This is a genomic window from Halorubrum sp. B52, from assembly GCF_059752555.1.
In genome coordinates, this window is the sequence record NZ_MWTG01000008.1 from 536,411 (window position 1) to 548,893 (window position 12,483).

Sequence of the window (12,483 nt, forward strand, 5' to 3'; positions counted from 1 at the left end):
GAGGCGCTTCGCGCCTCGCGGCTGGGGCTTCGGAGGCGTTCACCGTCGCTCCGTCAGCGACCGCTTATAAACTCGCGACCCGATCACGGACGTATGAACGGAGACGTTACGGTCGTCGGCGGCGGGCTCGCCGGGCTCGTCGCGGCGAGCCGGCTCGCCGAGGCGGGCGCGGACGTGACGCTGTACGAGCGACGGCCCGCGGTCGGCGGGCGCGTGCGCACCGAGACGGTAGACGGCTTCACGCTCGACCGCGGCTTCCAAGTGCTGTTCACGAGCTACCCGGCGGTCGCGGACGAACTCGACGTCGACGCCCTCGACGTCCGGCCCTTCGCGCCCGGCGCGACGATCTGCCGGCCGGGATCGCGGTCGACCCTCTCGGACCCCCTCCGCGACCCCCGCGGGGCGATCCCCTCGCTCCTGAACGACGAGGTCTCGTTCTCGGACAAGCTCCGGACGCTCGCGCTCCGGTACGACCTCTCGAAGCGGGACGAGGGCGACTTCTTCGGCGGGCGGGACGACTCCATCCGCGAGTACCTCGACGACTGGGGCTTCGCGGACGACTACGTTACCAACTTCGTCGAACCCTTCTACGGCGGGATCACGCTCGACCGGAGCCTCTCGACCTCGAAGCACGTGTTCGAGTACACCTTCCGCGCCATGAGCCGCGGCGCGATCGGGGTCCCCGCCGCGGGGATGGCCGCGATCCCCGAGGCGCTCGCCGCCCGCGCCCGCGAGGCGGGCGTGACGATCGAGACCGGCGCGGACGTGGAGTCGGTCCGGACCGCCGGTCAGGGGCGGATCCCCTTCCGCACGGGACGCGCCGACGCCGAGGGCGCCACCGTCGAGCTCGCCGACGGCTCGACGCGCGAGACCGACGCGGTCGTCGTCGCGGCGACCCCGCCGGAGGCCCGCCGGCTCACCGGCGTCGAGTCGATTCCCACGGAGGGCGTCCCGAACGTCACCGGCTGGTACGCGCTCCCCGCGGGCGAGTCGTTCGAGACCGGCGGGCGGATCCTGCTCAACGCCGCGAACGACTCGCCGAACGCCGTGGTCCCGATGTCGGAGGTCGCGCCCGAGTACGCCCCCGACGACCGCGCGCTGCTCGCCGCGACGTTCCTCGGGGCGGAGGCGCTGGACCGCCCCGCCGATGCCCTCCGCGAGGACGTCCGGAACGCCCTCGAAGCGTGGTACCCCGACCGCGACTTCGGGGGGTTAGAGACCCTCGACGTCCATCGGGTCCGGTTCGCGCAGTTCGCGCAGCCGCCGGGCGTTCACGCCGACCTCCCGGACCCGGACGACCCCGAGGGGCCGGTCGTCCTCGCCGGCGACTACACGGAGTGGTCGTCGATCCAGGGCGCGTTAGCGAGCGGGCGAACGGCGGCCGACGCGGCAGGCGGGTACCTGTAGCCGCCGCGAAACGCTCCCCGAGCGCCCTACTCCTCCCGCCGGAACGACGCCTCGCCGTGCTCCTCGACCGCCGCGAGCAGCTCGTCGCGTTGGCGACGGATCTCGGGCGGGAGGTCGGCGTACGCGTGGTCGAACATGTCGGTCGGGTCGGCCTCGACCGACTCGGCGAAGTCGATCGCGTCGGCGACGACCTCGTCGGCCTCGTCGCGGATCGCCGCGACCCCCTCGTCGTCGATCCGGTCGGTCTCCCGCAGGAACGCCTCCATGCGGTCGAGCGGGTCGAGCGCGCGCCACGGGTCCACGTCGTCGGGGTCGCGGTAGGCGGTCGGGTCGTCGGCGGTCGTGTGCGCGCCGAACCGGTACTCGACGAACTCGATCAGGGCGGGGCGGGGGGTGTCGCCGCCGGCGGACGCGTCCCCCGAGACCTCCCCGCCGCCCCGGGCGCGATCGGCCGCCTCCCGCGTGACCGCGTAGCTCGCGAGCGGGTCCATCCCGTCGACGCGAACGCCCTCGAACCCGTAGGCGGCCGCCTTCTCGGCGAAGGTGTCGCTCGCGGTCTGGCGCGACTCCGGGATCGAGATCGCCCAGCCGTTGTTGTGACAGCAGAAGAGGGTCGGCGTGTCGAAGACGCCCGCGAAGTTCATCGCCTCGTGGAAGTCGCCCTCGCTGGTCGCGCCGTCGCCGAAGTGCGCGACGGCGACCCGGTCCTCGTCCCGGTAGTCGAACGCCCACGCGGCGCCGACCGCGTGCGGGAGGTGCGCCGCGATCCCGATGTTCAGCGGGAACACGTTCCCCTCCGCGATCGCCTCGGTCCCGGACTCGTGGCCCATCCAGTAGGGGAGGTACTCGGAGAGGAGGTCGCGGACGACGACCGCGCCGTGTTCGCGGTACTGGTAGCTGATCAGGTCGTCGTCCGCGAGCGCGTGGGTCGAGCCGACCGCCGACCCCTCCTGCCCGGCGCAGGGCGCGTACGTCCCGATCCGGCCCTGTCGCTGGAGGCTCACCGCTCGCTCGTCGAACCGGCGCGTGACCACCAAGTCGCGGTAGATCGCGCGGAACCGCTCGTCGGAGAGGTCCGGGACCGTCGCGTCCGGCAGGGGACTGCCGTCCGGCCCGAGCACGCGGTAGACGTCCGCGTCCGCGAGCGGATCGGTTGCGGCGTCGGACGGGTCGGCAGGCGAATCGGTGGAACCGGCGGCGTCGGCGCCGTTCTCGTCCATGGGCGATCGGTGTGCGCGCCGGTCACAAGGAGTTAGCGGTCCCGGCGGCCTCCGACCGCTCTCGGCTCCGCCGGCGGACGTACGTGATCGGGAGGCCGACGAGGACGCCCGCGACGGCGACCGCGCCGAGTACGAACCCGACGAGCAGGGGGACGGGGCCGGCAGTCAGCATCTCCGGTCCCCAGACGTATACGAACCGGGCCGTCCAGAGGCCGCCGGTGACGAGCGCGGTGAGCAGCCCGAACGCGGCCCCGCGGGGGTAGGTGAGAGCCCCCCGCCGCTCGACGAGCGCCCACCAGACGCCCGCGCCGACGACGAGCGCCGGCGTCGCGAGCAGCGGCATCGAGAACGCGGTCGGGAGGCCGATCACCTCCGCGAAGAGGCCGAGCATGTCGGAGAGCACGAACGCCGTGAGGGTCGCGCAGCCGAACGCGTAGACGCCGGCGAGCAGCACCCACCGCTGCGGAGACGAGGGCTTCGACTCGGACCGGGAAGCATCGTCCATACTCGAACGTCGTGAAAGCGAACTAAAACGTTTCCCGTGGATGAAACGTCGACTTGTGTCTCCGCTGCGACGGCGGGTCCCTCGATCGGCGGGCGGACCCCCGCCCCCGCTCACTCGACCGCGATGTCCAGCTCGAACGGGTACGCCCCGTGTTCCCCCGGCGTCTGATCGGGGACGTTCCAGGAGACCCCGAACAGCCCGCGGCTCACGTACGTATCCGCGGGGAGCTCCGCGGGGACCGCGTACGTCGCGGCCATCTCGTCGCCCGCGTCGAGCGACTCCAGCGCCTCACCGTCGCTGCGGGTCGGCGGGGGCCCCTCGATCCCCTCCGTCTCGACGATGTCCAGCTCCGTCCGCTCCCCCTCGTGGACCACCCAGAGGGCGCTCGGCAGCGCGCCGCGGCTCGTGAACGTGTACGGCCCCTCGACGTCCCCGTCGGCGTTCTCGGGCGCAGGCGCGACTCTGAGCGTGAACCGTCGGTCCGCGTCCTCGCTCGGCGCGACGGACACCGACACCGGGAGCCGGTCGTACCGCGGCTCCCCCACGAAGACGCTGTACACCGTCCCGTCGATCCGGTAGTACGGCGGCTCGTCGTACTCGGCGGCGACGTCTCCGTAGGCGTCCGGCACGTCGTCCGCGAAGAGTTGGCTCCGGCCGGGGGTCGGCAACGCCGGCTCTCGGTGGGGCGACGCCAGCGCGCGCTCGAAGAACGCCGCCACCTCGTCGTCGAGCGCCGACTCGTCGACCACCGGCCGGTCCCACATGTCCGTCTCGGCCAGCTCGCGCGCCGTGATCGCGTACGGGGGGTCCTCGTTCTCGACGGTCGTGCGGATCCGGGAAACGCCGCGTCCGTCCTCCAAGTAGTCGTACTCGTCGAGGAACGCGGCGACGGCCTCCGGGCGGACGCACCGGCGGTACTCTCCCCGCGCCGTGTTCGGGCCGTACGCCGTCAGCGCGTTGACGAACGTCTCGACCGCCGCCGAGCCGAGGTCGTCGCGCCGCCCCGCCTCCCGGAGGACGCGGTCCTCGTCGTACCCCTCGGCCTCCTCGTCGACGAGCGCCGCGGTGAACGTCGGGAGGGTCGGCTCGAACGCGTAGCGCGTCCCGTCCAGCTCGACGTACGGCTTGAGCTCGCCGCGGTCGTACACGCGGAACTCGTCGACGGCGGCCAGCAGCGCGTCGCTCGGGTCGTCGGTCTCGAACCGCCCGCCGCGCGCCTCGGCGAGGGGGTCGCGCAGCGCGGCCGGGACCTCCGACTCGGGGACGACGCGTTCCGGGTCGATCCCGCGGCTCGGCGACGGCTCGTAGGCGGTGACGACGTGGGGCACCGTTCGGAGCTTGACGTCGAGGGACGCGCCGGACTCGTCACCGCCGTCCGACCCCTCGCCGTCGGCTCCCGCCGACCCGTCGTCGGTCCCGTTCGGCGCCGGACCAGCGCCCGGATCGGCTCCGGCGCAGCCGGAGAGCGCGGCGACGGACCCGCCGATCGCGGAGAGGAGGGCTCTGCGGTCCATACTCGGAGGCTCCACAACGATCGATAAAAATCTTCTGCGGGTCGGGCCTGCGCTCGGCAGTCGGCTCCCGACTCAGGGCGTGATCACGGCGCGGCCGTCGATCTCGCCGTGTTCGAGCTTCTCGGCGACCGTGTTCACGTCGCCGAGTTCGTACCGACTCGTGTGGAGGTCGACGTCGCCCTGTTCGACGAGCGCGACCAGCTCCTGGAGCTCGGCGTACCGGCCGACGATGTTGCCGACGAAGGAGAACTCGCCGTTCACCAGCGCCTGCGCCGGCTCGTGGATGTGTCCGCCGTAGCCGATGATGTGGTGATCGCCGCCGGCGGCGGTGATGTCGGGCGCGTAGGCGGTGGTGACGTCCTCGCCGACGAAGTCGAGCACCTGCGCGGCGCCCTTCCCGTCGGTGATCCCCTCGATCTCGGCCGGAACGTCCGACTCGGAGGGGTTGATCAGGTGGTCGGCGCCGTAGCTGTCAGCCAAGCTGAGCGCGGACTCCTTCAGGTCGACCGCGGTGATCCGGGCCGCGCTCATCGCGTCGAGACACTGGAGGCCGATGTGGCCCAGCCCCCCGACGCCGATGACGACCGCGTGGTCGCCGGGGTCGAGGTCGGCGACCGCCTTCTTGGCGGCGTGATACGCCGTGATCCCGGCGTCGGCGTGCGGCGCGATGTCGATCGGTTCGACGCCGGACGGCAGCGGGATCACCGAGCGCTCGCTGGTGTGGAGGTACTCGGCGAACCCCCCGTCCACGGTGAGTCCGTTGAACGCGTTGTTCTCGCAGTACATCGTCTCGCCGAGCCGGCAGGGACGACAGGTGCCGCAGGTCTGGACCGGGTGGCAGATCACGGGATCGCCCTCCGAGACGATCTCGACGTCCTCGCCCGTCTCGACGACGGTGCCCGCGTTCTCGTGGCCGAGTGTCAGCGGAAGTTCTTGGGGGACGTACTCCGTCCACATCCCCTCGATGATGTGGTTGTCCGTCTGGCACCACCCGGCGCCCTCGACCTCGACGATCACGTCGCTCGCGCCCGTCGCGTGCGGCCGGTCTACCTCGTCGATCGTGAGCCCCTCGCTCATGTCGTCGGTGTACTCGTGGAGTCTGGCTGCTTGCATGTGACATAATATCTCGCAGCCTACATCATAAACGTTCGTTACGGTGAGGGCTTCTCGCGTCGCTCCCGGCTTCGGGGACGACGCCGACGAAGCGAAACCGCCGACCCGACGCGTGAACGAAAAACCGGTGCGTAATTTACCTGAACGATCCTTATAGTTATGTGTTGTCGAGTCACACATTCACTCGTATGTACGAGAAGGACGGCGAGGAGATCTTCGTCATCGACGGCCACGTTCACCTGTGGGACGCGCGGGAGGAGAACATCATCCACGAGGGGGGCGAGCAGTTCCTCCAGTGTTTCTACGACTACCACACCGGGTTCACCCCGGAGGAGGAGCAGTGGGACATCGACACGTACCGCCACTACGGCGCCGACCGCATGACCGAGGACCTGTTCGGAAACGCGGCCGCGGACATGGCGATCTTCCAGCCGACGTACCTCGACGACTTCTACGACGAGGGGTTCAACACGACCGAACAGAACGCCGAGCTCGCGGAGGAGTACCCCGAGCGGTTCGTGCTCAACGGGAGCTTCGACCCGCGCGACGGCGAGGAGGGCCTGCGCTACCTCGAACACCTCAAGGAGGAGTACGACATCCCCGGCGTGAAGCTGTACACCGCCGAGTGGCGCGGCGACTCGAAGGGGTGGCGGCTCGACAGCGACGATGCCTTCGAGTTCTTAGAGAAGTGCGCTGACCTCGGCATCGAGAACATCAACGCCCACAAGGGACCGACGATCCGCCCGCTCAACCGCGACGCGTTCGACGTGAAAGACGTCGACGACGCCGCCTCGTCGTTCCCGGAGCTCAACTTCATCGTCAACCACGTCGGGCTCCCGCGGCTCGACGACTTCTGCTGGATCGCGGCCCAGGAGCCGAACGTGTACGGCGGGCTCGCGGTCGCCTCCGCGATGTCGACCCACCGCGAGCGGAAGTTCGGCGAGATCATGGGCGAACTCCTCTTCTGGCTCGGCGAGGACCGGATCCTGTTCGGCTCCGACTACGCGCTGTGGAACCCGGACTGGCTCGTCGACCAGGTGATGAACGCCGACCTCACCGACGAGCAGAAAGACGAGTACGGGGTCGAGCTCGACGTCGACACCATGAAGAAGATCATGGGCGAGAACGCCGCGGAGCTGTACGACATCGACATCGAGGCGAAGAAGCGGCAGTTCCGCGACGACGACATCTCCGAGCGGTTCGACCTCGAGGCCCACTACGGCGGCGACGCGGGGGCCGCGGCGGACTGATGTCGGGGAGAAGCGCGGACCCGACGAGCGGCGCCGGCGGCGATCCCGCGGGGGTTCAGGCGGTCAGAGAGCGACTCGACCGCGTCGAGGACCCGGAGCTCGCCCGCTCCATCGTCGAGCTCGACTACATCGACGCGATCGAGATCGACGGCGGTCGCGTCGAGGTCCGATTCACGCTCCCGACGGCGTGGTGCTCGCCCGCCTTCGCGTGGATGATGGCGACCGACGCCCGCGACGAGGTCGAGGCGCTCGACCGGGTGCGCGAGGCGCGGATCGAGCTGTGCGACCACATGCACGGCGAGGAGATAACCGCCGGCGTCAACGCCCGCGACAGCTTCGGCGAGACGTTCCCGGACGCCGACGGCGACGTCGCGGCGGTCCGGGCCGCGATCGCCGACAAGGCCCGCGTCTCCAGGCAGCGCGAGGCGGTCCAAGCCCTGCTCGACGCGGGGGCCCACCCCGAACAGGTCGTCTCGCTCGTTCGCGCCGACCTGACGATCGCCGGGGACGAGGCGCACGTCGACCTCGACGGATTCTCGCTCGTCGTCGACGCCGCGCCGATCGCCGACTACCTCGACCGCGTCACGACGAGCGGACACGTGACGGAGCCGGACGACACGCTGTTCCTGACGCCGGAGGGCGACCCGATCCCGGCGGACCAGTTGGACGTGGTCCAGAAGCGGTCCCGGCTCGCGACCGTGAACATGGGCGGGCAGGGCGCCGTCTGCGACGCGCTCCACCGCGCCCGCCACGGCCCGGACGGCCCGGACGGATCGGGACCGAAGTACGTCGACCCGTCGGACGGCGACCGGTCGACGTACGACGGCGACGTCGACGAGTTCACCTCGACGTGGACGCTCGGCACCGACGACTGAGCCGCGCTCCGCCGACCGAAATCGACGCCGGACGGAGTCCGCCGGTCGGTTCTCGCCCTCTCCGCAGCGTTCTCTCGGTCTCAGCGGATCGGTCCGAGCCCTCCGAGCCCGCCGCCGCCCGAGCGACCGTCTTCCTCCGGCTCGCCGTGTCCCTCTTTCTCCAGCCCGTGGCGACCGCTCGCGGCCCACTCGTCGCGGTCCCAGCCGCACTCGGGGCACGCGCCCTCGCCCCAGTCGAAGGGCTCGCCGCAGCCGAGGCAGGCGTTCTCCGTGTTCATGGCTCACGGTACGCACGAAGCGTCAAAAGCGTTCACAACAGGTCGCGGAACTCGCCGAGCGGCGGGAACCGGAGCGGCTCTCCGACGTTGCCCGCGCCGTCCGCGGCGTCCGCGCTGCCGGCGTCGTCTGCGCCCGCCGCTCCCGGATCGACCACGACCGGCGCCAGCCGGTCCGCGTCGGTGACGAGCGGGGAGTCGAACGCCTCCGCTCGCATGTCGTTGACGGCCACGCCGGGGGCGAGTCGGGTGAACGCGGGGAGCACGAGGAGGCCGGCGCCGCGGTAGACGCCCTCGCCCCGGAGAAAGCAGGGACGCCTGTCGCCCTCGATCTCGATCGTCGGGTGGACGTGGCCGATCACGTACCGGTCCGCCGCCGTCGAGGGCGCCTCGTGGCCGTGGCAGACGACGGTCCGGGGGGCGCCAGCGGCGTCCAACACGTACTCCTCGCGAACCGGGCCGTCCCACGCGCTCGCGAGGGCCGTGTCGTGGTTGCCCGCGACGAGTTCCAGGGCGGCGCCGTTCGCGTCGCAGGCATCGCGGAGCGCGTTCAGGGTCCCGAGGCTCCGGTCGGTGACGCGGTCGAACGTGTGGACGGCGTCGCCGGCGACGACGACGGTCGCGGGGTCGAAGCGCGCGAGGTGTCCGCGGAGCCGGTCGACGAGGTCCTCGCGCTCGCCGATCGGGAGCGACACCGCGGAGGCCTCCCCGCGGCCGACGTGGAGGTCGGCGACGACGAGCGCGTCGTGTCGGCCGAGGTACGCCGCGCGCTCGGCGAACGCGATCCCAGTCATCGGCCGCCCCTCGTCATCGACCGCCCCCCGTCACCGGCCGAATCCCGCCGGGGGATCGGTGCGATCGCCTCGGGGCGCGGCGCGCCCGCGTCCGCGTCCGCTCCCCTCTCCCGCGCTCGCGGCGTGGTTGCGGGCGGTCGCGTACGCCTCGCGGACGCGCCGGAACGACTCCTCGTCCCCGCCTTGGTCGGGATGGGTCTCCTTGACGCGCTCGCGGTAGGCGCGTTTCACCTCGTCGGCGTCGGCGTCGCGGGCGACGTCGAGCTCCGCGAACGCCGCGGCGACCGGGTCGCGGCCGCCCCGGTCGACGGACGGGCCCGGTCCCCAGTCCGGCTCGATCACGTCGAACGGGAGGCGGCGGCCGAGCCCCCGCCCCGGCATCTCGTGCTCGCAGAGGACGGTGTAGACGCCCTCGCCCTCCAGCCGGAAGTAGTCGTGCGCGTCGAACGTGATGGCGACCTCGCGCTCGGGGAGGTAGAAGGGGACGGCCACCTCGCCGAGCGCGTGGTCCTCGCGGAACCGCTCGTCGATCGCCGTCAGGTACTCGCGGATCTCTCGGCGGCGCCGCTCGTCGCCCGCGGCGGACCGGCCTCCGCCCGCCGCGGCGACGCCCGGGGCGACGAACCGGTTCCCGAGGTAGAAGGCGAGCGCCGCGAGCGCGGAGGCGACACCGCCGAGCGCGACCCCGAGGAGGATCCACGGCGGCACCGCGCCGATGAACTCGACGACCACGACTCCGGTAACGGCTCGGCGCCTATCAACCCCTCGCCGGGACCGCGGGGGATCGGCGAGCGACGCGCTCCGGGCGGGAGCCGACCGTCGGAAAAAGGGGACGCCGGCGTCAGATGATCCCCTTCGACTCGAGGCCGTCGAGGATGTCGTCGACGAGCTCTTCGGCGGTCTCGTAGGGGAACTCCTGTTCGCTGCCGAGCTTCGCGGCCATCTCCATCGCCGTGAGGCTCACGTCGCCGGCCTCGAACTTCGTGGCCGGGCCGTTCGGGAGCGCCGGGACGAGGTCCATCTGGTTCTCGACGGGGAAGTCGGCGCCGCCGAACGCGTCGAGGAACTGTTCGCGGAGTTCCGCTCTGACGTCACTCATACACTCCCATCCCGCGAGCCGCCGCAAAAGCGTTGCGGAACAACGATAAACATGTTTGAAGTTCTCGAACGACGACGCGGGGTCGGTGCGGACGTCGGTGGCCCGGGGGAACGGCGAGAACGGCGACGAGTGTACCGGAACCTCCCTACCTTTGGTGCTGGACTCCAACGGTCGCCCATGTCGTTCGACTTCGACTTCGAGCTGTTGCGAGAGCTGACCGAGGCCCGCGGCGTTCCGGGCTACGAGGACGACGTCCGCGGGATCGTGCGCCGTGAGCTCGCCGACACCGCCGACCGGGTCCGCACCGACGCGATGGGGAACGTGGTCGGCACCGTCGAGGGCGACTCGGACTACTCGGTCGCGGTCGCGGCCCACATGGACGAGATCGGCTTCATGGTCCGTCACGTCACCGACGAGGGGTTCGTGCAGGTCGACCCGCTCGGCGGGTTCGACGCCCGCGTGCTCCGCGCCCAGCGCGTCACCGTCCACGGCGAGGAGGACCTCACCGGCGTCATCGGCTCCGTGCCGCCGCACACGCTCACGGACGAACAGAAGGAGAAGGACGACGAGGTAAAAGACGTGTTCATCGACCTCGGCCGCGACGGCGGGGAAGTCGAGGAGCTCGTCGGCGTCGGCGACCTCGTCACGCTCGACCAGACGACGACGCGCATGGGCGACCGCGTGACCGGGAAGGCGCTCGACGACCGGGTCTGCGTGTTCGCGATGCTGGAGGCCGCCCGCCGGATCGACGACCCCGACGTGACGATCCACTTCGCGGCCACCGTTCAGGAGGAGGTGGGGCTCCGGGGCGCGAGCGCGCTCGGCGTCGACATCGACCCCGACCTCGCGGTCGCGCTCGACGTCACCGTCGCCAACGATGTCCCGCAGATCGGGGAGCCAGCCGACGCCGTGACCGAGCTCGGCGCGGGGACCGCGATCAAGCTCAAGGACTCCTCGGTGATCACCAGCCCGAAGGTCCACGGTCGCCTGACCGACGTGGCCGAGGCCGCGGGGATCGACCACCAGCACGAGGTGCTGCCCGCGGGCGGCACCGACACCGCCGGGTTCCAGAACACGGCCGGCGCGAAGCCCGTCGGCGCCATCTCGATCCCGACGCGCTACCTCCACACCGTCACCGAGACCGCCGACGGCGACGACGTCGCGGCGACGATCGACCTGCTGACGGCGTTCCTCGACTCCGAGACCGGAGAGCACGACTATACTTTATAAACTACTGCGGTGGCGCGCGCCTCCGAGTGGCCGCCGCCGGCGGCCGCGAGGAGCGCGTGCGAGGGAGTCGGTCGTCCGGAGCAACGCGGAGGACGACCGACGAGGCTGGGGAGGCGTGAGGCGCGGTTGCGGTGCGGTTGGGGTGGGACTCAAAGGGGCAGCCGCGAGGGCGACGCCTGACGACGCAAGCACCGCAGGGAGCGAACGAAGTGAGCGACTGAGGAGCGCAGCGAGTCACGCGAGCCGTCGCGGCTGGGGCTTTGGAGGCGTTCACCGTCGGCCCGGCGGTATTCATTAATTCGTTACCGACTGAGATACCGAAGACGCCTCCGACCATGTCGAACACACGCCGACGACCTACCCGATCCTCTCACACGTAGTCTCGCCGGACTGCTTATTACGCGCCGCCCGAACCACGGTGCGTGGACGAACTCGTCGTGAGCACCGAGGTGTACGCCGCCCCCGAGGAGGTGTACGAGTTCCTGCTCGACTTCCCGGGCTACGCCCGCTACTCGAAGTACCTCGACGACGTGCGGACGATCGAGGGCGACGGCGGCCCCGGCACCCGCTACGCTCTCACCTTCGCGTGGTGGAAGGTCACCTACACGGCCCACTCGCGGGTGACCGGGGTTGAGCCGCCCGAACGGATCGATTGGGAGATCACGAAGGACATCGACGCCGGCGGCTGCTGGCGCGTGACGCCGGTGGAGTCGGACGGTGGGGAGGAAGCCGGCGAGACGACCGACTCGCCCGCCTGCGAAGTCGCGCTCGAAGTCGAGTTCGACCCGGGGTCGGCCAGCCCGGACGCGCTCGACCTCCCGCGGCTCGTCTCCTTCGACTGGGTGGTGAAGAAGGCGGTCCCGCTCATCCGGACCGAGGCCGAGCGCGTCGTTCAGCGGGCCGTCCGCGACCTAGAGGGGTCGACCCGCAGCGTCGACCTCGACGTGTACGTCGACTCCGAGCGGATCTGAGGGCGAAAGGCACGCGTCCGAGGCGACGGGCGCGTCATCGCCGAGTCGAAGGCCTTAATATATCCAGCGGGGAACGATGGAACGCGTACGAGGGCTCGTAGATCAGTGGTAGATCATCCCCCTGGCACGGGGAAGGCCCGGGGTTCAAATCCCCGCGAGTCCACTCGACTCTCTTCGTTCGTCTCGTTCCCTCGCTTGCCCCCACTCGCTTCGCTCGTGGGGACCCCGCG

Annotated in this window: 13 protein-coding genes and 1 tRNA gene; 6 read left to right on the plus strand and 8 right to left on the minus strand. The window is 71.0% G+C overall.

Annotated elements, in window-relative coordinates; all coding sequences use genetic code 11:
- Nucleotides 1–93: 93 nt before the first annotated feature.
- Nucleotides 94–1,407: an NAD(P)/FAD-dependent oxidoreductase gene (locus B4V04_RS08530; RefSeq protein WP_498230805.1), complete on the plus strand. Its 1,314-nt coding sequence runs from the start codon at nucleotides 94–96 to the stop codon at nucleotides 1,405–1,407.
- Nucleotides 1,408–1,433: 26 nt separating this feature from the next.
- Here the strand turns inward: B4V04_RS08530 and B4V04_RS08535 are convergent, their stop codons facing one another.
- The 4 genes from B4V04_RS08535 to B4V04_RS08550 all read right to left on the minus strand — a co-directional run bounded on the left by B4V04_RS08535 (nucleotide 1,434) and on the right by B4V04_RS08550 (nucleotide 5,759).
- A complete protein-coding gene (locus tag B4V04_RS08535; RefSeq protein ID WP_498230807.1) occupies nucleotides 1,434–2,627 on the minus strand; it encodes a thiamine pyrophosphate-dependent dehydrogenase E1 component subunit alpha in 1,194 nt (397 codons plus the stop codon).
- Between the two features lie 22 nt (nucleotides 2,628–2,649).
- Nucleotides 2,650–3,132 carry a hypothetical protein gene (locus B4V04_RS08540; RefSeq protein ID WP_498230808.1) on the minus strand — a complete coding sequence of 161 codons (483 nt, stop codon included), beginning with the start codon at nucleotides 3,130–3,132 and terminating at the stop codon, nucleotides 2,650–2,652.
- Between the two features lie 110 nt (nucleotides 3,133–3,242).
- Nucleotides 3,243–4,646, minus strand: coding sequence for a hypothetical protein (locus B4V04_RS08545; protein ID WP_498230810.1), 1,404 nt, complete (start codon nucleotides 4,644–4,646; stop codon nucleotides 3,243–3,245).
- A 72-nt stretch (nucleotides 4,647–4,718) separates the two neighbouring features.
- Nucleotides 4,719–5,759 (minus strand): NAD(P)-dependent alcohol dehydrogenase, encoded by a 1,041-nt coding sequence (locus B4V04_RS08550; RefSeq protein WP_498230812.1) that lies wholly within the window; start codon nucleotides 5,757–5,759, stop codon nucleotides 4,719–4,721.
- A 188-nt stretch (nucleotides 5,760–5,947) separates the two neighbouring features.
- Here B4V04_RS08550 and B4V04_RS08555 point away from each other — a divergent pair, with 188 nt between their 5' ends.
- Entirely contained in the window at nucleotides 5,948–7,009 is a 1,062-nt protein-coding gene (locus tag B4V04_RS08555) for an amidohydrolase family protein (protein WP_498230814.1), read from the plus strand.
- The gene (locus tag B4V04_RS08560) at nucleotides 7,009–7,884 is read left to right on the plus strand and encodes a metal-sulfur cluster assembly factor (RefSeq protein ID WP_498230816.1); all 876 of its coding nucleotides are present in this window, start codon (nucleotides 7,009–7,011) and stop codon (nucleotides 7,882–7,884) included. The genes B4V04_RS08555 and B4V04_RS08560 overlap by 1 nt, the downstream gene beginning before the upstream one ends.
- 80 nt (nucleotides 7,885–7,964) lie before the next feature.
- Here B4V04_RS08560 and B4V04_RS08565 read toward each other — a convergent pair whose 3' ends face one another.
- The 4 genes from B4V04_RS08565 to B4V04_RS08580 form a co-directional block, all read right to left on the minus strand.
- Nucleotides 7,965–8,162, minus strand: coding sequence for a hypothetical protein (locus B4V04_RS08565; protein ID WP_498230817.1), 198 nt, complete (start codon nucleotides 8,160–8,162; stop codon nucleotides 7,965–7,967).
- A gap of 32 nt (nucleotides 8,163–8,194) precedes the next feature.
- Nucleotides 8,195–8,953 (minus strand): metallophosphoesterase, encoded by a 759-nt coding sequence (locus B4V04_RS08570; protein WP_498230818.1) that lies wholly within the window; start codon nucleotides 8,951–8,953, stop codon nucleotides 8,195–8,197.
- Between the two features lie 30 nt (nucleotides 8,954–8,983).
- The gene (locus B4V04_RS08575; protein WP_498230820.1) at nucleotides 8,984–9,685 is read right to left on the minus strand and encodes a J domain-containing protein; all 702 of its coding nucleotides are present in this window, start codon (nucleotides 9,683–9,685) and stop codon (nucleotides 8,984–8,986) included.
- Between the two features lie 109 nt (nucleotides 9,686–9,794).
- Nucleotides 9,795–10,052, minus strand: a complete 258-nt coding sequence (locus B4V04_RS08580) for an MTH865 family protein (protein ID WP_144799366.1) — start codon at nucleotides 10,050–10,052, stop codon at nucleotides 9,795–9,797.
- A gap of 177 nt (nucleotides 10,053–10,229) precedes the next feature.
- Between B4V04_RS08580 and B4V04_RS08585 the strand changes: the two genes are divergently transcribed.
- The 3 genes from B4V04_RS08585 (at nucleotide 10,230) to B4V04_RS08595 (ending at nucleotide 12,416) form a co-directional block, all read left to right on the plus strand.
- Nucleotides 10,230–11,282, plus strand: a complete 1,053-nt coding sequence (locus tag B4V04_RS08585) for a M42 family metallopeptidase (RefSeq protein ID WP_498230822.1) — start codon at nucleotides 10,230–10,232, stop codon at nucleotides 11,280–11,282.
- A 422-nt stretch (nucleotides 11,283–11,704) separates the two neighbouring features.
- Nucleotides 11,705–12,253: a type II toxin-antitoxin system RatA family toxin gene (locus B4V04_RS08590; protein WP_498230824.1), complete on the plus strand. Its 549-nt coding sequence runs from the start codon at nucleotides 11,705–11,707 to the stop codon at nucleotides 12,251–12,253.
- A 91-nt stretch (nucleotides 12,254–12,344) separates the two neighbouring features.
- Nucleotides 12,345–12,416: transfer RNA gene (locus tag B4V04_RS08595), tRNA-Ala, on the plus strand.
- Nucleotides 12,417–12,483: the final 67 nt, after the last annotated feature.

What these genes read in the sequence shown, in the direction of transcription:
- B4V04_RS08570 (WP_498230818.1), bottom strand. Translation starts at nt 8,953, where the DNA reads ATGACTGGGATCGCGTTCGCCGAGCGCGCGGCGTACCTCGGCCGACAC.
- B4V04_RS08540 (WP_498230808.1), bottom strand. Translation starts at nt 3,132, where the DNA reads ATGGACGATGCTTCCCGGTCCGAGTCGAAGCCCTCGTCTCCGCAGCGG.
- B4V04_RS08565 (WP_498230817.1), bottom strand. Translation starts at nt 8,162, where the DNA reads ATGAACACGGAGAACGCCTGCCTCGGCTGCGGCGAGCCCTTCGACTGG.
- B4V04_RS08535 (WP_498230807.1), bottom strand. Translation starts at nt 2,627, where the DNA reads ATGGACGAGAACGGCGCCGACGCCGCCGGTTCCACCGATTCGCCTGCC.
- B4V04_RS08580 (WP_144799366.1), bottom strand. Translation starts at nt 10,052, where the DNA reads ATGAGTGACGTCAGAGCGGAACTCCGCGAACAGTTCCTCGACGCGTTC.
- B4V04_RS08560 (WP_498230816.1), top strand. Translation starts at nt 7,009, where the DNA reads ATGTCGGGGAGAAGCGCGGACCCGACGAGCGGCGCCGGCGGCGATCCC.
- B4V04_RS08545 (WP_498230810.1), bottom strand. Translation starts at nt 4,646, where the DNA reads ATGGACCGCAGAGCCCTCCTCTCCGCGATCGGCGGGTCCGTCGCCGCG.
- B4V04_RS08555 (WP_498230814.1), top strand. Translation starts at nt 5,948, where the DNA reads ATGTACGAGAAGGACGGCGAGGAGATCTTCGTCATCGACGGCCACGTT.
- B4V04_RS08585 (WP_498230822.1), top strand. Translation starts at nt 10,230, where the DNA reads ATGTCGTTCGACTTCGACTTCGAGCTGTTGCGAGAGCTGACCGAGGCC.
- B4V04_RS08550 (WP_498230812.1), bottom strand. Translation starts at nt 5,759, where the DNA reads ATGCAAGCAGCCAGACTCCACGAGTACACCGACGACATGAGCGAGGGG.
- B4V04_RS08530 (WP_498230805.1), top strand. Translation starts at nt 94, where the DNA reads ATGAACGGAGACGTTACGGTCGTCGGCGGCGGGCTCGCCGGGCTCGTC.